The following is a 17,780-nucleotide window of genomic DNA, read 5'->3' on the forward strand; positions in this document are numbered from 1 at the left end:
GGTGGCGGCGCGCACGCGGAGCGTTGCGATTTGTCGCGATTTCCACATCTGGAAAAGAAGCGGTCCGGAACCGATTTTCAGAATGCGGCGTTCATGAGGCGCAGGGCCAGTGCCCCCCGCGTACCTGCGCAACGGGTCTCAACGATGAAACAGGAATTCGTCTATCACAAACTCGCTCCCCGCAATGCCGTGGCACGTCCGGCGCGTGCACAGGCAGCGGACGCCACCGTCGCGGTGAGGGAATATCTTGCGTACGTAGCGATGCTTTCGATTGCGGTCGTGATCGCGATCATTACCTTCACGTATGCGGCGAACATCACGGTCAAATGGCTCGACGCAGCAGTGAAGCCGAGCTTCCTCGCTGAAACTCGCACCGTACCGGCGCCATCGACGCAGCTCGCGATGCTTCCGGCCGTCAAGCCGTTCAAGCCCGCGAATAAGTAAAGCGAACGCTGAGTTCGTCATTTAGCTTCCGATAGATTGATGTGCGGGTTTCGCCGCTGTATCGGTTTCCGCATTCGTCTGTCGTCGGAACCCTGCGCGCATGTCCGCCATTCACCGATCGGATTCGGCTAGGTGCGTTGCCGAAGTTTTCTTTGCATTTTTGAAACTCGGCCTGACGTCGTTCGGTGGGCCGGTCGCGCATCTCGGCTATTTCAGGCAGGAGTTCGTCGAGCGGCGTAAATGGCTCGATGAATCGGCCTATGCCGATGTCGTTGCGTTGTGCCAGTTTCTGCCTGGGCCCGCCTCGAGCCAAGTCGGTATCGCGATCGGGTTGTCGCGCGCTGGATTCGCGGGCGCTCTTGCGGCATGGACCGCTTTCACGCTGCCGTCGGCGTTGGCGCTCGTTCTGTTCGCATACGGCATTTCCGCGAGCGGCGTTCCGCTCGATAGCGGCTGGCTGCACGGATTGAAGGTGGCCGCCGTGGCGGTCGTCGCACTTGCCATTCTCGGCATGGCGCGAACGCTGACGCCGGACCTCCAGCGCGGGGCACTCGCCATTGTCGCAACGCTCATCGCGTTCGCGGTGCCTTCATCGCTCGGGCAGATTGCGGCGATCATTTTCGGTGGCGTTGCAGGAGCGCTGTTACTTCGCGGCGGTGGTTCGTCCGCAGGCGAGGCGCACTTGCCCCTGACCATCAACCGTGCAGCAGGCACGGTCTGTCTCGCGCTATTCGCTGGCTTGCTTGTCGGACTGCCGTTGCTGGCCGCTGCGAGCCACAGCCAAGACCTTGCTCTGTTCGATAAGTTCTTCCGTACGGGAGCGCTGGTGTTCGGTGGCGGTCACGTCGTTCTGCCATTGCTTCAATCCGAAGTCGTGGCTCCCGGATGGGTAAGCAACGACGCCTTCCTCGCGGGCTATGGAGCGGCGCAAGCCGTTCCGGGGCCGCTGTTTACGTTCGCGGCGTATCTCGGCGCCGTGATCGGCGGGGCGGGCACCGCCGTGCTGTGTCTGATCGCGATCTTTCTGCCGTCGTTCCTGCTGGTCATCGGGGTATTGCCGTTCTGGCAGGAACTCAGACGCCTCCCGATTGCGCAGTCAATGTTGCGCGGCGTGAATGCCTCGGTCGTCGGCCTTTTGCTTGCGGCCTTTTACGATCCGGTGTGGACGTCAGGAATTTTGAGCAAGAGCGATTTCGCGCTCGCGGCGGCGGATTTCGCGCTGCTCTATCTTTGGAAAGCGCCGCCGTGGCTGGTCGTCGTGCTGAGCGCGGTTGCCGGGCAAGCGCTCGCGACGCTTGCCTAGCGCAGCAAACTCAGCCGCTGATTTTTGAGAAGTCAGCAACCGTTTGCGTGGCTGCGCGGATTTCCGACAGCAGGCGCAGACGGTTCTCGCGAATTTTCGGATCGTCGGCGTTGACGAGAATTTTCTCGAAGAACGCGTCGACCGGCGCGCGAAGTTCCGACAGCGCGCGCATGGCGCCTGCGAAATTCTCGACGTTGATGGCGGCGACGGTGTCCTGCTTCGTCGCCTCGATGGCGGCGGCGAGCGCCGTTTCTTCCTTCTCGGTGATCAGCTTCAGATCGTAAGGACCGGCGTAGGATTTCTTGTCCTTCTTTTCCTCGATGGCGAGGATGTTCGCCGCGCGCTTGACGCCTGCGAGAAGGTTCGCGCCGTCGTCGGTTTTCAGGAACGCATCGAGCGCTTCGACGCGACGAACGATGAGCGCGAGGTCGTCCTGGCCTCCGAGCGCGAACACGGCGTCAATCAGATCGTGGCGTTTGCCCTGATCGCGCAGGAAGACTTTCAAACGGTCGGCGAAGAAGGAAAGGAGGTCGCTCTGGACCTCACCTGCCGCCTTTTTTGCGCCGTGCAGGCGTTCGCCAATCTCGATGTAATGGTTGAGCGGCACCCGCAGATCATTTTCCAACACGATGCGGATGACGCCCAATGCGGCGCGGCGGAGCTGGTAGGGATCGCCGGAGCCGGTCGGCTTTTCGCCGATGGCCCAGAAGCCAACGAGAGTATCGAGCTTGTCGGCAAGCGCGACGGCGACCGCGACAGCGTCGCCCTGATCCTCGCGCGGAACCGTATCGGTCGGGCCTTTCGGCTTGTAGTGAAGTTCGAGAGCGCGGGCGATCTCGGGCTTGGTGCCGACGTGCTCGGCGTAGTAGCGGCCCATCAGGCCTTGCAGCTCCGGGAACTCGCCGACCATTCCGGAGACGAGATCGGCCTTCGCCAATCCTGCCGCACGGCGCGCGTCTTCCGGAATAGCGTCGCAAGCGCCTGCAAGCTCGAACGCGAGCGCCTCGATGCGTTCGACGCGATCTTTCTGGCTGCCGAGCTTTTCGTGGAACGTGATGCCCGAAAGCTTGCCCGCCATCTCGCCGAGCGGATGCTTCAGATCCTGCTCCCAGAAGAACTTGGCGTCGGACAGCCGCGCGCGGATGACCTTTTCGTTGCCAGAGACGATTTCCGCGCCACCGTCTTTCGCGACGAGATTGGAAACGAGCAGGAACTTGTTTGCGAGTTTCTTGGAGCGCGTCTCACGCAGCGAGAAGCACTTCTGATGCGTCTTCATCGAGGTCGTCAGGACTTCGGCGGGTACTTCGAGGAAGGCCTTATCGAACGTGCCCATCAGGACCACGGGCCATTCCGTCAGACCGGCGTTCTCAGCGAGCAACGCGTCGTCCTCGATCAACTCGAGCTTGGCGTCCTTGGCGAGCGCGTGCGCCTGCTCGGAAATGGCGGCGGCGCGCTTCGCCGGATCGAGCATCACATGATGCGCGGCGAGCTTTGCTTCATAGTCCGCGAAATTCTTGACCTTGAATGGACCGGGTCCGAGGAAACGATGACCGCGCGTTTCGTTGCCCGCTTCGATCCCGTTGAGTTCGAACGGCACGACCTTGCCGTCGAGCAGGCACAGCACCGACTGCAACGGGCGCACCCACTGGAACGATGACGATCCCCAGCGCATGGATTTCGGCCAGGGGAATTTGGCTGCAACTTCGACGATGGTTTCAGCGATGATCTCGGCGGCTGCGCGGCCGGGCTTCTCGATCTTCGCGACGTAGAAGTCGCCTTTCTTCTCGTCCTTGACGACGGTCGCGTCCTCGAGCGACGCGAGACCTGCCGACTTCAGAAATCCTTGCACCGCTTGATCCGGCGCGCCGACGCGCGGACCTTTCTTTTCCTCGGAGATGGCGGGCGACTTCGCCGGAACGCCTTCGATCACGAGCGTCAGACGGCGCGGCGTCGCGAAGCTACGCGCTTCGCCAACATCGAGACCGCGCGCTTTCAGGCCATCGACGATCAGACGCTTCAAATCATCCGAGGCGCGCGCCTGCATACGCGCGGGGATTTCTTCCGACAGAAGCTCGAGCAACAATTCGGACATTCAGATCAATCTCGTGAGATGCGGCCGTGAATGCCTTCGCCCCGTGACCCAGCATCACGGGGCGAAAGCTTGTCGTTATGGCGTCGAAGGCTGAGGCTGCGCCGGAGCAGGCTCTGCCGGAGGCGTCGTCTCGGGCGCTGCCGGTGCGGGCGTTGCTTCCGGAGCCGGAGCGGCGGGTTCCTGGGCCGGAGCCGGGGTCGCCTCAGGCGCCGGTGTCGCGGGCTCGGCAGCCGGCGGTGTCTCTGCGGGCGCTTCGGCCGGCGGCGATGCCGGAGCCATGGCCGGGCCGTCAGCCGGCGTTTCAGCTGGCGCCATAGCCGGGCCTGCCGCCGGTTCCGCTTCGTGCGTCCTGTGCTTCAGGATGCCCTCAGGCAGCACGGTGCGAACGTTGTGCCCGAAATCGCGGATGGCGCCGGTCGTTTCGAGATAACCGAGACCCACGGCCAGAAGAGCCACAAAGAACGCGAAGATCCAGGGCAGCCGCCGCAGAATGAAAAAGCCGATGATGAGCAGCGGAACGGCCGCCGCGACAAGACCGAGCACCGTATTGTTGACTTCGATCACGCGTGTCCTCCTTCAGTTTTGAGCCACGCGGCGCAACAAGCTTTCGCCAGATCGCGAACGCGCAGAATGTAGCTTTGCCGCTCCGTGACCGAAATCACGCCGCGGGCATCGAGCAGGTTGAAGATGTGGCTCGCTTTGATGCACTGATCGTAGGCGGGGAGCGCGAGCAAGTGCTCCCCATCCGTCGCACCCTTCTCGAGCAGGGCCTTGCACTCAGCCTCTGCGTCCTTGAAGTGGCGAAATAGAATTTCCGTATCGGCGTGCTCGAAGTTGTAGCGAGAATATTCGCGCTCGGCCTGCAGGAAGACGTCGCCATAGGTCAGGCGTCTGTCGTCGTCGCGGCCGTTGAAGTTGAGGTCGAAAACGCGGTCGACGCCCTGGACGTACATGGCGAGACGTTCGAGCCCGTAGGTGATCTCGCTCGCAACGGGATTGCAGTCGAAGCCGCCGACCTGCTGGAAGTATGTGAACTGCGAAACTTCCATGCCGTTGCACCACACTTCCCAGCCGAGCCCCCAGGCGCCGAGTGTCGGGCTTTCCCAATCGTCCTCGACGAAGCGGATGTCGTTCAACGCCGTGTCGATGCCGATCGCGTCGAGGCTCGCGAGATAGAGCTCCTGAATGTTCGCAGGCGATGGCTTCATGATGACCTGGAACTGATAGTAGTGCTGCAGGCGGTTCGGGTTCTCGCCGTAGCGGCCGTCCTTGGGGCGGCGCGAGGGCTGAACGTAGGCCGCGGCCCAGGGTTTCGGGCCGAGCGCGCGCAGCGTCGTTGCCGGATGGAAGGTACCGGCGCCGACTTCCATGTCGTAGGGCTGGAGTATGGCGCAGCCCTGATTGCTCCAGAAGGTCTGCAGCGTCAGGATAAGATCTTGGAAGGCTTGCCTGGGGCGCAACGCGGAAGGTCGTGCGGCCTTCGTCGAGACCGTCGTCGTTGACATCGTTGGGGTTCTTTCCGGCTTAAGTCGCGGCGCAATATACGCGCTAAAGGGTCCTTGTCACGCGTAGATACCCCGTTTTTGCTCGACTTTTGGCCGAATGCATGGACGGAGACGGCGTTGCGCCAGTTTTCCCCGCCCGATTGAAAGAATTCAATGCTCGCGTTTCGGGATCGGGCGGTAAACGCCCGCGTCTTCGTCCCATTCGAGCTTGCCGAGGTCGCGTGCCGACGAGGTCGCGCCACGCATCTCTTTTGCCCGGTTGCGGCCAGACGATTTCGAGCTTTCGAGCAGGCTCGAAACAATCCTGTAGCCGGCAAATCCTGCCGCTCCAACGAGGGCGAGCAACATGACTGGCGGCATCGACGCCCTCCAAAGCTAGATCAGAGACCGAAACGCGACCAGAGCGTTCGAGTTTCCACAGCCGACACCAGATCATCGGCAAAAGCAAGAGCCGGCGTTTGGATGCCGATGGCGCCGGGCGTCCGCCGCAACCGTGCCAGGAGGCCCGGCTTTTCCGGCTCGATGACTTTAAGGCGAATTTTCTCGCCAAAAATGTCCTGCATTTTGGATCGAATGTCGGTAATTCCGTCGACGAGGCCGAACTCCACGGCGCGGGCTGCCGACCAGAAAGCACCGGAGAACAGTTCGGTGTCCGGTGCTTTCAGTTTTCCGAGGCGGCGCTCCTTGACGAGGCCGATGAAGATATCGTGCACGTCGCGCTGGATAGCCTTGAGACGGGCAACGTCGTCGGCGTCTTCAGGGAGGAACGGGTCGAGCTGGTTCTTGTTGATGCCTGCCGTGTAAACCCGGCGTTCGACACCGATCTTCTCCAGGAGATCGACAAACCCGAAGCTGCGCGAGACGACGCCGATCGAGCCGATGATCGACGACGGATCGGCGTAGATTTCATCGCCTGCAATGGCGAGGAAATAGCCGCCGGAGGCCGCGACGTCCTCGCAGAACACATAGACGCGCTTCTTCTTCTCAACGGCGAGCTGGCGGATGCGCTTGAACAGAAGATTGGATTGAACTGGCGAACCGCCGGGCGAATTTACGATCACAGCCACGGCCGGCAGCTTCGAGACCAAAAATGCTTTCTCGATCGCGTTCGAATAGGCTCCGAGCGTCAGGCCCGGCCGCAATGGCGTCGCCATGCCGATCGGCCCGTGGAAGCGCAGAACGGGCACGAAGGGTCGGCGCGAAAATGGCCACATAAGACAGGCTCCTGCACGAGTTCGGCTCTGACATAGAGCGCTGCGGCTCTATTACAAGCGCATTCAGGCCTAGCCAGCGATCAGCCCCGGTATTGTGGCGGAAGAGGTGCCCCGTGGCGAAATATCGCTTCGATCTCGGGGACAAATGCCTGCTCGGGCGTGTGCAGCACGAGGCCGGGCCGTATCGACATCGGGGCGCGGCTGCCTTTGATGCCTTCGACGATGACGCGTATGGCGGGTTCGCCGGCGCGGGCATGGATCGGCAGCACGGCGATCGACCCGAAGCGGCCTTCGAACGTCTCGAGAATGCGCGACAGCGCATCCGCTTTGTGGATCATCGCGACGCGCCCGCCAGGGGCCGCCATCCGGCACATGAACCGCGCCCAGACATCCAGCAGGTCGTCCGGCATCTGGTGCGAGACGGCCTTCAGCGGGCTTTCGGCGAGCGTGCTGCGGCGATCGTCATGATAGGGAGGATTGGCGAGCACGACGGGGAAAGACTCGGATTTGATTTCGGCCGCCTCCAGCGCGGCCGTGGCGCGTGCGAGATCCGTCTCGACGACGGAAACGCGGCCGGTCAGTTCGTTCCGCTGGACGTTGTCGCGGGCCAATGCGGCGAGGACGGGATCGCGTTCGAGGAGCACGGCACGAGCGGACGGGCATCGCCGCGCCACGCAGAGGCCGATCACGCCAACGCCCGCACCGACGTCGAGCACCGCCCCCAAGCCGAGCGTTTCAGGCGTCAGAATCGAAGCCAGCAGAACGGCATCCGTTCCAGCCCGGTAACCATTCCGGGGCTGGAGGACGGTCAGCGCGCCGCCCAGGAACAGATCGTCCGTCGTCGGCGCGACCGTTCGTCCGGGCGCCTCAAAGGCCTTCATTCTCGACGATCCATTGACCGAGACCGGCATCCTTCAAAACGCGACTTGCGCGGGACCAGTGGTCATCGGCTACAACCACCCGTCGCGGAAAGGCGCCGATTGACCCTTCCATCAGACTGATATTTCGATCAAATACCACCGCTTCGATACCCTGATCGGCAAGCAGGGCCTCGACGTAGCTGATCAGGACAAGGTCATTCGTCATAACCAGTTCGCGCATATCGACACTCGGCGAAAGACAGGGGTCGGACGCGGGGCCGCAACGCGGCAGCGTCATTTCCACTATATAATAGCATGCCAGCATTTGAATGGGGATCAACTTGGGCCGTGTGATACCACTGGATGACCTTCGCGAGACGGGCCAGAAGCTGGAACCGCTTCTCGCCCTGGTTGCGGATGACCTCGAGGCTATTAATCGCATTATCCTCGATAAGGCGGTTTCCGACGTCGAGATGATCCCGGAACTCGCGCACCATCTGATCGACAGCGGCGGCAAGCGGCTGCGTCCGATGCTGGCGCTCGCGTCGGCGAAGCTGTGCGGATATGGCGGCAACGGGCACATCCGGACCGCCTCCGCGGTGGAGTTCATGCACACGGCAACGCTGCTGCATGACGACGTGGTCGACGAAAGCGCGACGCGGCGGGGCCGCAAGACGGCGCGGATGATCTGGGGCAACCAGGCGAGCGTTCTGGTCGGCGATTTCCTTCTTGGACAAGCCTTCAAGATGTTCGTCGATGTCGGGTCGCTGCCGGTGCTGCGCATCATGTCGAACGCCGCCGCGACGATCGCGGAAGGCGAAGTGATGCAGCTCGCGGCCGCCAAGAATACCTCGACGACCGAAGACGACTATCTGGCGATCATCAACGCCAAGACGGCCGCGCTGTTTTCGGCGGCGGCGGAGTCGGGCGCGGCCCTGACGCAGCGCCCGCCGGAAGAGCAATCGGCGCTTCGCTCGTATGGCAAGAACCTCGGCCTCGCGTTCCAGCTCGTCGACGACGCGCTCGATTATGCGGGCGACAGCTCGCGTCTCGGCAAATCGGTCGGGGACGATTTCCGCGAGGGCAAGATCACGCTGCCGGTCATCCTTTCGTTCCGTCGCGGCTCGCCCGAGGAACGCCAGTTCTGGAACCGGACGATCGCCGACGGCGACATCAATGATGGCGATCTCGAGCAGGCCGTCGGCTTCATGCGCAAGCACAAGGCGATAGAAGCGACGTTCGAACGGGCACGGTCTTACGGTGCAATCGCACGCGATGCGCTGGCGATTTTCCCGGACAGCCGCGAGAAAGACGCGCTCGAGCAGGTCATCGCGTTCTGCATCGGCCGCTCGCACTAGAACGGTTGCATCGTATTAGCCAAGTCGTGTCGGCCTGATCCACCAATTGGGCTGCCGTTGCCGGAGCGCCGACGCTCCGGCAACGGCTTCCTGCTTCGTTGCGAACAGCGCGAAGCACGTCGGGCCTGCACCGGAAAGCTGAGCGAACAAAGCGCCTTCGGTGCGATGAAGCTCGGCGAGCACGGTCTCGATCTCCGGAAACAGTTTTTGCGCAGGCGCTTGCAGGTCGTTACCTCGCGCCTTGGCGTAGGCGATGACGTCACGCACGTTTGACAGGCGGGGCGCCGGTTCGGCTTCAGGCGGAGCGGTGAGTGGCGCCGCGCCCAGGGCTGCGAAGACGTGAGCTGTCTTATTCGAGGGCACGGCAATAAGCGGATTGACGAGCACGGCATAAACTTCTTGCGGCAACGCGATTTCTTCGAGCGTTTCGCCGACGCCGGTCATGATGACGGGCCGCGCTCTGACGCAAACGGGAACGTCCGCGCCCAGCGCACGCGCGATCGTGTGAAGATCGCGATCGGCTATTCCTGGATAAGATTTGGAGAGTAACCGAAGCGTCGCGGCCGCGTCGGCCGAGCCCCCGCCGATGCCACTCGCCACCGGAAGATTTTTGTCCAGTATCAGCCGGGGCGGCTTCATGCCCGGCACCTTCGCGGCGAACGCCGAGATGGCTTTGTCGACAAGATTGCTGCCGGAGATGTCGCCTGCGAACGATCCCGACGTTTCGACGCTCGCGGATGATCCCGGCGCGAGCGTGACCACGTCGCCGGCGTCGTGCGCGAACGCGACGAGACTGCGAAGCTCATGATAACCGTCGGCACGCCGCCCGAGAATTTCCAGCGTGAGATTGATCTTGGCGGGAGCGAATTCAGACTTCGGCATGGGCTGTTTCGATAGTATCCGGAACATATGAAAACGGGCGCTGCCGCGCCCGTTCGTATTTCTCTAACCCGTAGGAGCGACCGTTACTCAACGGCACGGCCGCTCGGAGCGGTTTTGTTTTCGCTGCGCCGGCGCGACGACTCCATGCTCTGAACTTGCCGGGTCTTCTCGACGGCCTTGGCCTGAGCCTTGGTATCGAGGCCGCGTTCGATCTTCGCCTTGATCTTGTCGACGTCCTCAGGCTCCGGATTGAGCGAGAGCGCCTGGCTCCACTGGAAGCGCGCTTCGCGCTCGCGCCCGACTTTCCAGAACGCATCGCCAAGATGATCGTTCAGGGTCGGGTCTTCCGGCTTGATCTCGACGGCGCGTTCAAGGAAGCGGACTGCCTCCTTGAAGTTGTTCTGCTTGTAGTGGGCCCAGCCAAGGCTATCGACGATGTAGCCGTCGTCGGGCTTCAGCTGCACAGCCTTCTCGATCAGGCGCATGCCCTCCTTGAGGTTCTTACCCTGATCGATCCACGAGTAGCCGAGGTAGTTCAGAACCAGCGGCTGATCGGGCGCGAGTGCGAGCGCCTTCTTGAGATCAGCTTCTGCGGCCGGCCAGTTCTTCAGGCGCTCATAGGATGTTCCGCGTGCGTAATAGTAGCCCCAGTAGCGCGGATCGTGCTTACCCAGCGCGGCGAGCGCACGCGTGAAGTACTTGATCGCTTCGGCGTACTCCTTGCGCGCGCGCAGGATGTTGCCGAGCGCTTCCAGCGGGCGAACGTCCTTCGGATCATTCGCAGCGAGGCGCTCGAGAATGGCTTTTGCCTCGTCGACGCGGTCGAGCGAATTGAGATTGAACGCCTTGCGGATGTCGATGGCGCTCTGCAGGGGCGTGCCCTTCGGAATTCTATCGTACGTCGCGATCGCGTCGTCGTAACGCTTGGCCGCTTCCTGAGCATTGGCCAGAGCGGCCAAAGCGAAGGCGTGGTCCGGCTTCACGTCGAGGGCGAGCTGCAGATAAATCGTGCCGAGGCTGACGCCGCCTTCGCCGGTCAACGCTTCGCCCAAGCCGTAAAAGAGTTCGGCAAGGCCTTCCGATGGTGTTGCGATCAGCAGCTCGGTCTTTTCGCGCTTGTTGATGCGCTCCAGCATTTCCTTGGCGAGCGGATGGGGATCGCCCTGGGTTTTGGAAAGCTGCTCGCGCATGATCTGCTTCGCGAGCTTGAAGTCGCCGTAATGCGCGGCGTGCTGAGCGTAGGCCAAAGCCGTTCTGAGAGTCCGGCTGTCCTGGCGGAACATCTTCTCGTAGGTCGCGTTGGCGATTGCCTTGCGGCCGGCGATGTCGGCCATCAGCGCGCGATGATAGCGCAAATAAAACTGCGCCCAGTCGGGCTGCTTGGGAAGATCGACAGCCTTCAGCGCGCCATCGGTGTCGCCTGCAGCGAGGCGCGTCCAGCCGAGCGCGATCGCACTCGTCAGCTCACCGATCGGATTTTCGGCAGCGGCTTTGAAATGGTTTTCGGCTTTCGGATAAGCTGCGGATTTGAACGCCGTTACACCGAGAAGGAATTGGGACATGCGATGCGACTCGCGCGTGCTCGCGAGTTTTTCGGCAAGCGGTACGGCATTCGGCCAGTTGCCAGACATCGTTTCCATCTGGAAGGCTTGTTCCAGAAGGACCTCATTCGATGGATCACGCTCAAGCGCGCGGCCATAAAACTCCGCGGCGTCCTTCGTATCCTGAGCCGTGCGTGCGAAGCGGCCGGCGAGGTAATTTCCAAGCGCCGATGTCGTGAGCGAGTCCGGGCTGGGATCCTGAACTTGAGAGCGGGCTGGCGCTTGGCTGAAGAATCCGGCGATCGTCAAGGCGACGGCGCCCAGCCCCACGCTTAGCGCACGTCCGAGGGATCCCCGCATTGAACGTTCCTCTATGTTACGGAGCCGCACTGATTCCGAAGAAGCGAGCCTAGCAAACCTGATACACCCTTGGCGACACGCTTTAGGTGAAAAATAGGAAATGAACGGGTGATGGCTTGCGGGCAGCGCTTGCCTTATTCCGCCTCGACCTTGCCCATCACATCAGCCGGACACGCCGGCTCCGCCCTTCGGCCAGGCACCTAGCGCCTCACATTCCGGCATAATTGGGACCGCCGCCGCCTTCCGGGCAAACCCAGTTGATATTCTGGCTCGGGTCTTTGATGTCACATGTTTTACAGTGGACGCAGTTCTGGGCGTTGATCTGAAATCTTGGATCGCCCTTATCGTCGCGGACGATTTCATACACCGCAGCCGGGCAATAGCGCTGCGCAGGCTCGGCGTAGAGCGGCAAATTCACGGCAATCGGAATCTTCGGGTCGAGCAGCTTCAAATGAACTGGCTGGTCTTCCTCGTGATTGGTGCCCGAAAACGAGACATTCGTTAGCCGATCGAACGTCAGCTTGCCGTCAGGTTTCGGATAGTTGATCGGCTTGAAATCCGCCGCTTTGCCGGTGGAGGCAGCGTCATTCTTTCCATGCTTCAGCGTATAGCCGAGGCCGACGCCCGAAATCAGCGTGTTGAGCCATAGGTCGATGCCGCCGAGCATGACGCCGAGAACGGTGCCAAATTTCGACCAATAGGGTTTCATGTTCCGCACGCGCTTCAGATCGCGCGCGATGTCGCCACTACGGACATCGGCTTCATAGGCGGCCAGCGTGTCGTGCTGGCGGCCGGCTGCAATCGCATCGAACGCGGCGGCGGCCGCAGCGATGCCGGACAGCATAGCGTTATGACTGCCCTTGATGCGCGGCAGGTTCACCATTCCGGCCGCACATCCCAGAAGCGCGCCGCCCGGGAAAACGAGATCGGGCATCGACTGCCACCCGCCTTCGGTGATGGCGCGGGCGCCGTAGCCGATGCGCTTGCCGCCTTCGAAGACGTCGCGAATGGCGGGATGCGTCTTGAAGCGCTGGAATTCTTCGTAAGGCGAGAGATACGGGTTGTCGTAATTCAGATGAACGACGAAGCCGACCGAGACCAGGTTGTCGCCGTAGTGATAGAGGAACGAGCCGCCGCCGGTTCTGTTGTTCAGCGGCCATCCGAACGAGTGCTGAACATATCCGGGGCGATGCTTTTCCGGCGCAACCTGCCACAACTCTTTCAGGCCGATACCGTACTTTTGCGGTTCGTGTCCTTTGGCGAGATCGAAGCGGCGGATCAGTCCCTTCGACAGGGAGCCGCGCGCGCCTTCCGCGACCAGCGTGTACTTGGCGCGCAGTTCCATACCGCGAACGAACGCGTCGTTCGGCTGACCGTCGCGGCCGACGCCCATGTCGCCGGTCGCGATGCCGACGACAGCGCCATTGTCATCATAGAGAACTTCCGCGGCGGCAAAGCCCGGATAGATTTCGACGCCCAGCTCCGCCGCCTGCTCACCGAGCCATTTGCAGAGTGAGCCCAAGCTCACAATGTAGTTGCCGTGGTTCTTCATCAACGGCGGCATCGGCCAGCCCGGGAGGCGAACGTCGCCCTCCGGTCCGAGCACGAGAAACACGTCTTCGGTGACTGGCGTTTCGACGGGCGCTCCGCGTTCTTTCCAATCCGGGATCAAGCGGTTCAGGCCGATCGGGTCGATGACGGCGCCCGACAGGATATGGGCTCCGACCTCGGACCCCTTTTCAACGACGACGACGGAAATTTCCGCGCCAGCGGCTGCCGCTTTCTGCTTGAGGCGAATGGCGGCCGCGAGACCGGCTGGCCCGGCGCCAACGATCACGACGTCGAATTCCATTGCCTCGCGCGGGGGCAAACCCGTTTCCTCCGCGGTCATCGTCATTTTGTATCCGTTTTCTGAAAAACCATCGATTTCGATTAGGTCGCCCGTCTGGAGGCGTCAAGTTGAGCGAAGATCCTGCCGCCAGCGGCGCGCCGCCGCGTGCATCCGGCGAACAATACCTTTATCCTGACCCCGATGACCAAACTGGCTTCCCGAGAGGAAATGCTTGCGCTGCTCGATTGGTTTCAAGCCATGGGGGCCGATGCCGCTGTGGATGAAACGAGCTGCGACTGGCTGGCACGCGGTCCGACGCCCCCCGGCGCGGCGTTCGCCTGGCCGCGGCCGGACGATGCGCCAGCGCGGGTGCCACCGGAGAGCGCGCCCTCGCGACGTCCCGTGTCACAGAATCCGACAGCGGACGTAACGCGCCCGAGGGCTGCGACACCGCTCGGCGCCAGCGAAGCCGAGACCGGCGCCCGGCGAATCGCACGCGAGGCGCAATCGCTCGAAGCGCTCGAAGCCGCGCTCAAGGGTTTCGACGGCTGCGGCCTCAAGGCGACCGCTACGAAGCTCTGCTTCTATCGCGGTGCGCCGGCCGCCGACCTCATGATCGTCGGCGAAGCGCCGGGTCGCGACGAGGATCTGGAAGGCAAGCCGTTCGTCGGCCGCGCGGGGCGGCTGCTGGACAAGATGCTCGCCGCCATCGGGCTCAGCGAATCCGACGTGCACATCACCAACATCGTCTACTGGCGGCCGCCGGGCAATCGCACGCCGACGCCGCAGGAAGCCCTCGCCTGCCGCCCGTTTCTCGAGCGCCAGATAGAGCTTGTCGCTCCGAAAATCGTCGTGGCCGTCGGCGGGTCCGCCGCAAAGGAGCTTTTCGGAGTTGCCGAAGGCATCATGCGGCTGCGGGGAAAGTGGCGGGAGTTGACGGTCGGCGACCGCAAGATCCAGGCACTCGCGACGCTGCATCCCGCCTACCTGTTGCGGACTCCCGCCGCAAAAAACCTGGCATGGCTGGATCTGTTGCAGATCCGATCCAAGCTTTGAACGTCCGAAGCATGTTCTTTTAATTTGATGCTTCTTTCACCGTGCTTCCGGTTCTTCGCAGTGAAGCGGCCCGCATCTCAAAATTCGATAAAATTTTAGACATTCACTTAAGCCGGGGGAAAACCGGACGCGCGTTATGGTGCATACGGACCAATTCACGTCTTTCAGTAGGGCGGCCTCCGAGTGGCCGGCGCCGCAATGTACAATCCGCACTCGATCCTGCTCTATCTGCGTCCGACGCGCTTGATCTACGTCAGCGCGACAGGACGCTACAGCGATGTCATACCAAAAGTCTGGGAGCGTCTGTTCCGACAGCTCGACGACAGCGGACTCTACGAGTCGATCGGGCGGGGTTACGGCATGGCGCACGATAATCCGCTCGACGTCGGTTCCAAGAACTGCCGATACGACGCCTGCGTTGAAATCCGATCCGGCATCGAAGAGAGGTCACTGCCCGAGTTCGGGATCACGACGCTTCCCGCCGGCCCCTACGCCTGCCGCCGCCTCACGGGAAGCTACGACCAGATGCGATCGACCGTCGAAAACGTTTACACGCGGTTCCGGCCGTTGCCGGGACTTTGCTTTGATCAAAATCGCCCGGTCGTCTCGATCTATATGGACAATCCGAACAACTATGCCGACCAGGATTTGCGCTCGGATATCTGCGTGCCGGTGAGCACCGTCGAAGAGACCATCCCATCACGCATGGCTGCGAACTTTTAGGTCGACGCGGCGCTTTCGCCGCTGGACGAAGATCAGCCATACGGCCAAAGTCCGTGCCTCTGTTCGTCCGTGACGCGAGGACTTTTGCAATGGCCGGCATCGACCCAAATCGTACTTTCATTCCGGTCAGGATCGCCGTTCTGACGATGTCGGACACGCGCTCGGCAAGCGAAGACAAATCAGGCGATCTGCTGGCGAAGCTCATCAGCGAAGCGGGCCACGTCGTCGCCGATCGCAAGCTGGTCAGAGACGACGCGAACGCCATCGCTGCCGCGGTCAAAGGGTGGATCGACGACCCGCAGATCGATTGCGTCATCACGACCGGCGGCACCGGCTTCACAGGCCGCGACGTGACGCCGGAAGCCGTGAAGCCGCTGTTCGAAAAGGACATCGAAGGCTTTTCGATCCTGTTTCACATGCTGTCGTATCAGAAAGTCGGCACGTCGACCGTTCAGTCCCGCGCTTGCGCGGGCGTCGCACACGGAACGTATATCTTCTGCCTGCCGGGATCGCCCGGCGCGTGCCGCGATGCGTGGGACGGCATCTTGAAGTTTCAGTTCGACGCGCGGCATCAGCCCTGCAATTTCGTCGAGATCATGCCGAGGCTCGAAGAGCACCGGAAGGCAGGTTAGGACGCCGCGTCGGCGCGATAGAGCCGCGCGATCACTTTGATCGGAAGCCCCAAGCCAAAGAGCGCGTGACAGATCTGATTGCGCAGCGAGCGCGATAGATAGCCGTCGCGCCGGTAGAGTTCGGAGGATGCTATGGCGTGCGCGTCGAGCATCGCCAAGCGGCGGCGGCCGAGGCGGCGCGCCAGATCGACGTCTTCGAGCACCGGCAAGTCTTGATAACCGCCGACGGCATCGAACAACTGACGCGAAATGAGCAAGCCCTGATCGGCGTAAGGCATCGGCGAGAGTTTGCACCGCATTTGGAACAGACGTTCCAATAGGCGCGGCCTAAATCCGTTGTCGTCGATGCGAAAAGCGAATGCGGCGGCGGCGGGCGAGCGCTCGCCGAGATCGACGCTGCGCATGAAGGCGGTGGCGCTACGCTCCCAACCTTCAGCGAGAACCGTGTCGGCGCTCAAAAACAATAGCCACGGAAAGCGTGCCCGAGCCGCGCCTTGCGCGAACTGCCGACCGCGTCCTGGCGCGTTCGAGATGAAATCGGCACCTGCAAGGTCTGCGATTTTCGCGGTTTGATCCGTTGAGCCGCCATCGACGACGATCACCTGGCGGACGATACCGTCGATCGCCGCCGGCACGAGGGCGGTTAGCGCGGCCCCGAGCGTGTGCTCCGAATTATGCGCGGCGACGATAACCGTGATCATGCGTGTTTACTGGCACGCGGTCGCCTCAGCGACAAGCGCAGTCCTCGCCGCATGCCGCCTAGCGCGAAGATTCCGGAAGAATTTTGTTCTTTATTTGTTCTCGCCTCTTTGCTACAAGAGGGCATCGCAAATGAAAGGCTGCCGTGGCTTCTTCTCGCGAACCCGAACAACCGAACGACCGCCACTTTCACGTCGTCGATGTGGAGCGCCGGCGCGGCCGGGGTGCGCGCTCGAACTCCAGCGGGCGTTTCGAGAAAGACGTGCACGAGGCGTTCGACGACGGCTGGGAGAGCCTGGCCGAACTCGATGCGTTCAAGACGGAGGTGTTCGAGGACACCGCGAAATCGATCATCTCGCGCAACGACAGCCCCGACATTTCGTTTGAAGCCTCGATCAATCCGTACCGCGGCTGCGAGCATGGCTGCATTTATTGCTATGCGCGGCCGAGCCATTGCTATCTCGGGCACTCGGCGGGACTCGACTTTGAAACGAAGCTCTACGCGAAGTCAGAAGCCGCCACGCTTTTGGAGCGCGAGTTCGCCAAGCCCGGCTACCGGCCGTCAACGATCGCGCTTGGCGGGAATACCGATCCCTATCAGCCGATCGAGCGGCAGCGAAGGATCACGCGGTCGATCCTCGAAGTCATGGCGCGGACGAACCACCCGGTCGGCATCATCACCAAGTCGGCGCTCGTCGCGCGCGACATCGATATTTTGCAGCCGATGGCGGCGAAGGGCCTTGCGAAAGTCGCCGTCTCGATCACCACGCTCGACCGGCACGTCGCACGGGCAATGGAGCCGCGCGCTGCAACCCCGTCCCGGCGTCTCGAAACCGTGCGGCAGCTGTCGCAAGCTGGAATTCCAGTCACCGTGATGGTTGCGCCAATCATTCCCGGACTGACCGATCACGAGATCGAGCCGATCCTGGAGGCTGCACGCGAGGCAGGCGCACGGGACGCCGGTTACGTGCTTCTGCGGCTGCCGCTGGAGATCAAGACGCTGTTTCGCGAATGGCTCGCGGAGGAATTTCCAGGGCGCGCGAGCCGGGTGATCTCGCTTCTACAATCCATGCACGGCGGGCGCGATTACACGGCCGAGTTCGGGATGCGCCAGCGCGGCAAGGGCCCCTATGCGACGCAGATCGCATTGCGCTTCAGGCTCGCGAAGCAGCGGCTCGGGCTTGGCGGCGAACGCGGCGCGATGCGAACGGATCTGTTCGAGGCGCCCGGAGACAGGGGAAAACAACTGAAGCTGCTTTGACGGGTGCTTGCGCGATGAT

18 protein-coding genes are annotated in these 17,780 nt (G+C 62.2%); 7 read left to right on the forward strand and 11 right to left on the reverse strand.

The annotated features are described in order from the left end of the window. The first annotated feature begins 144 nt into the window (after positions 1-144). On the forward strand, positions 145-444 hold the full coding sequence (locus tag HDEN_RS14135) for a hypothetical protein (RefSeq protein ID WP_013216814.1): 300 nt from the start codon (positions 145-147) through the stop codon (positions 442-444). A gap of 100 nt (positions 445-544) precedes the next feature. Beyond that, a complete protein-coding gene (gene chrA / locus HDEN_RS14140) occupies positions 545-1,747 on the forward strand; it encodes a chromate efflux transporter (RefSeq protein WP_013216815.1) in 1,203 nt (400 codons plus the stop codon). Positions 1,748-1,757: 10 nt separating this feature from the next. Here the strand turns inward: chrA and glyS are convergent, their stop codons facing one another. From glyS to HDEN_RS14175, 7 genes are all read right to left on the reverse strand, one after another. Next, complete coding sequence (gene glyS / locus HDEN_RS14145; protein WP_013216816.1) at positions 1,758-3,839, reverse strand: glycine--tRNA ligase subunit beta; 2,082 nt, start codon at positions 3,837-3,839, stop codon at positions 1,758-1,760. 75 nt (positions 3,840-3,914) lie between these two features. Then, positions 3,915-4,403 (reverse strand): hypothetical protein, encoded by a 489-nt coding sequence (locus HDEN_RS14150; protein WP_013216817.1) that lies wholly within the window; start codon positions 4,401-4,403, stop codon positions 3,915-3,917. Continuing rightward, on the reverse strand, positions 4,400-5,344 hold the full coding sequence (locus tag HDEN_RS14155; RefSeq protein WP_013216818.1) for a glycine--tRNA ligase subunit alpha: 945 nt from the start codon (positions 5,342-5,344) through the stop codon (positions 4,400-4,402). Before HDEN_RS14155 ends, HDEN_RS14150 begins: the two co-directional genes overlap by 4 nt. 150 nt (positions 5,345-5,494) lie before the next feature. Continuing rightward, a complete protein-coding gene (locus HDEN_RS14160; protein WP_013216819.1) occupies positions 5,495-5,704 on the reverse strand; it encodes a hypothetical protein in 210 nt (69 codons plus the stop codon). A gap of 20 nt (positions 5,705-5,724) precedes the next feature. Then, the gene (locus HDEN_RS14165; RefSeq protein ID WP_013216820.1) at positions 5,725-6,558 is read right to left on the reverse strand and encodes a S49 family peptidase; all 834 of its coding nucleotides are present in this window, start codon (positions 6,556-6,558) and stop codon (positions 5,725-5,727) included. Between the two features lie 80 nt (positions 6,559-6,638). Continuing rightward, positions 6,639-7,439, reverse strand: coding sequence for a tRNA1(Val) (adenine(37)-N6)-methyltransferase (locus HDEN_RS14170; protein ID WP_013216821.1), 801 nt, complete (start codon positions 7,437-7,439; stop codon positions 6,639-6,641). Further along, positions 7,426-7,659 carry a putative signal transducing protein gene (locus tag HDEN_RS14175; RefSeq protein ID WP_013216822.1) on the reverse strand — a complete coding sequence of 78 codons (234 nt, stop codon included), beginning with the start codon at positions 7,657-7,659 and terminating at the stop codon, positions 7,426-7,428. The genes HDEN_RS14170 and HDEN_RS14175 overlap by 14 nt, the downstream gene beginning before the upstream one ends. 100 nt (positions 7,660-7,759) lie before the next feature. Here HDEN_RS14175 and HDEN_RS14180 point away from each other — a divergent pair, with 100 nt between their 5' ends. Then, on the forward strand, positions 7,760-8,776 hold the full coding sequence (locus HDEN_RS14180) for a polyprenyl synthetase family protein (protein ID WP_081446263.1): 1,017 nt from the start codon (positions 7,760-7,762) through the stop codon (positions 8,774-8,776). A gap of 15 nt (positions 8,777-8,791) precedes the next feature. Here HDEN_RS14180 and HDEN_RS14185 read toward each other — a convergent pair whose 3' ends face one another. The 3 genes from HDEN_RS14185 to HDEN_RS14195 all read right to left on the reverse strand — a co-directional run bounded on the left by HDEN_RS14185 (position 8,792) and on the right by HDEN_RS14195 (position 13,456). Then, positions 8,792-9,658 carry a 4-(cytidine 5'-diphospho)-2-C-methyl-D-erythritol kinase gene (locus tag HDEN_RS14185; RefSeq protein WP_013216824.1) on the reverse strand — a complete coding sequence of 289 codons (867 nt, stop codon included), beginning with the start codon at positions 9,656-9,658 and terminating at the stop codon, positions 8,792-8,794. A gap of 83 nt (positions 9,659-9,741) precedes the next feature. Further along, positions 9,742-11,559 (reverse strand): tetratricopeptide repeat protein, encoded by a 1,818-nt coding sequence (locus HDEN_RS14190; protein WP_013216825.1) that lies wholly within the window; start codon positions 11,557-11,559, stop codon positions 9,742-9,744. A gap of 208 nt (positions 11,560-11,767) precedes the next feature. After that, a complete protein-coding gene (locus HDEN_RS14195) occupies positions 11,768-13,456 on the reverse strand; it encodes an electron transfer flavoprotein-ubiquinone oxidoreductase (RefSeq protein WP_013216826.1) in 1,689 nt (562 codons plus the stop codon). A gap of 162 nt (positions 13,457-13,618) precedes the next feature. On the opposite strand from HDEN_RS14195, the gene HDEN_RS14200 reads away from it, so the two are divergent. The 3 genes from HDEN_RS14200 to moaB all read left to right on the forward strand — a co-directional run bounded on the left by HDEN_RS14200 (position 13,619) and on the right by moaB (position 15,801). After that, positions 13,619-14,446, forward strand: a complete 828-nt coding sequence (locus HDEN_RS14200; protein ID WP_013216827.1) for a uracil-DNA glycosylase — start codon at positions 13,619-13,621, stop codon at positions 14,444-14,446. A 183-nt stretch (positions 14,447-14,629) separates the two neighbouring features. Further along, on the forward strand, positions 14,630-15,169 hold the full coding sequence (locus HDEN_RS14205; RefSeq protein WP_245256651.1) for an AraC family transcriptional regulator: 540 nt from the start codon (positions 14,630-14,632) through the stop codon (positions 15,167-15,169). Positions 15,170-15,258: 89 nt separating this feature from the next. Beyond that, positions 15,259-15,801 carry a molybdenum cofactor biosynthesis protein B gene (gene moaB / locus HDEN_RS14210; RefSeq protein WP_013216829.1) on the forward strand — a complete coding sequence of 181 codons (543 nt, stop codon included), beginning with the start codon at positions 15,259-15,261 and terminating at the stop codon, positions 15,799-15,801. Here the strand turns inward: moaB and HDEN_RS14215 are convergent. Next, positions 15,798-16,502, reverse strand: coding sequence for a glycosyltransferase (locus HDEN_RS14215; RefSeq protein ID WP_013216830.1), 705 nt, complete (start codon positions 16,500-16,502; stop codon positions 15,798-15,800). The two genes, moaB and HDEN_RS14215, sit on opposite strands and share 4 nt — an antisense overlap. Positions 16,503-16,645: 143 nt before the next feature. Between HDEN_RS14215 and HDEN_RS14220 the strand changes: the two genes are divergently transcribed. Next, positions 16,646-17,761, forward strand: a complete 1,116-nt coding sequence (locus HDEN_RS14220; RefSeq protein WP_013216831.1) for a PA0069 family radical SAM protein — start codon at positions 16,646-16,648, stop codon at positions 17,759-17,761. The last annotated feature ends 19 nt before the right edge of the window (positions 17,762-17,780 follow it).

It is taken from the genome of Hyphomicrobium denitrificans ATCC 51888 (genome assembly GCF_000143145.1).
In the GTDB taxonomy this organism is placed as follows: Bacteria; Pseudomonadota; Alphaproteobacteria; order Rhizobiales; family Hyphomicrobiaceae; genus Hyphomicrobium_B; species Hyphomicrobium_B denitrificans.

What these genes read in the sequence shown, in the direction of transcription:
- HDEN_RS14160 (WP_013216819.1), bottom strand. Translation starts at nt 5,704, where the DNA reads ATGCCGCCAGTCATGTTGCTCGCCCTCGTTGGAGCGGCAGGATTTGCC.
- HDEN_RS14135 (WP_013216814.1), top strand. Translation starts at nt 145, where the DNA reads ATGAAACAGGAATTCGTCTATCACAAACTCGCTCCCCGCAATGCCGTG.
- moaB (WP_013216829.1), top strand. Translation starts at nt 15,259, where the DNA reads ATGGCCGGCATCGACCCAAATCGTACTTTCATTCCGGTCAGGATCGCC.
- HDEN_RS14200 (WP_013216827.1), top strand. Translation starts at nt 13,619, where the DNA reads ATGCTTGCGCTGCTCGATTGGTTTCAAGCCATGGGGGCCGATGCCGCT.
- HDEN_RS14165 (WP_013216820.1), bottom strand. Translation starts at nt 6,558, where the DNA reads ATGTGGCCATTTTCGCGCCGACCCTTCGTGCCCGTTCTGCGCTTCCAC.
- HDEN_RS14190 (WP_013216825.1), bottom strand. Translation starts at nt 11,559, where the DNA reads ATGCGGGGATCCCTCGGACGTGCGCTAAGCGTGGGGCTGGGCGCCGTC.
- HDEN_RS14175 (WP_013216822.1), bottom strand. Translation starts at nt 7,659, where the DNA reads ATGCGCGAACTGGTTATGACGAATGACCTTGTCCTGATCAGCTACGTC.
- chrA (WP_013216815.1), top strand. Translation starts at nt 545, where the DNA reads ATGTCCGCCATTCACCGATCGGATTCGGCTAGGTGCGTTGCCGAAGTT.
- HDEN_RS14155 (WP_013216818.1), bottom strand. Translation starts at nt 5,344, where the DNA reads ATGTCAACGACGACGGTCTCGACGAAGGCCGCACGACCTTCCGCGTTG.
- glyS (WP_013216816.1), bottom strand. Translation starts at nt 3,839, where the DNA reads ATGTCCGAATTGTTGCTCGAGCTTCTGTCGGAAGAAATCCCCGCGCGT.
- HDEN_RS14170 (WP_013216821.1), bottom strand. Translation starts at nt 7,439, where the DNA reads ATGAAGGCCTTTGAGGCGCCCGGACGAACGGTCGCGCCGACGACGGAC.
- HDEN_RS14195 (WP_013216826.1), bottom strand. Translation starts at nt 13,456, where the DNA reads ATGACGATGACCGCGGAGGAAACGGGTTTGCCCCCGCGCGAGGCAATG.
- HDEN_RS14215 (WP_013216830.1), bottom strand. Translation starts at nt 16,502, where the DNA reads ATGATCACGGTTATCGTCGCCGCGCATAATTCGGAGCACACGCTCGGG.
- HDEN_RS14185 (WP_013216824.1), bottom strand. Translation starts at nt 9,658, where the DNA reads ATGCCGAAGTCTGAATTCGCTCCCGCCAAGATCAATCTCACGCTGGAA.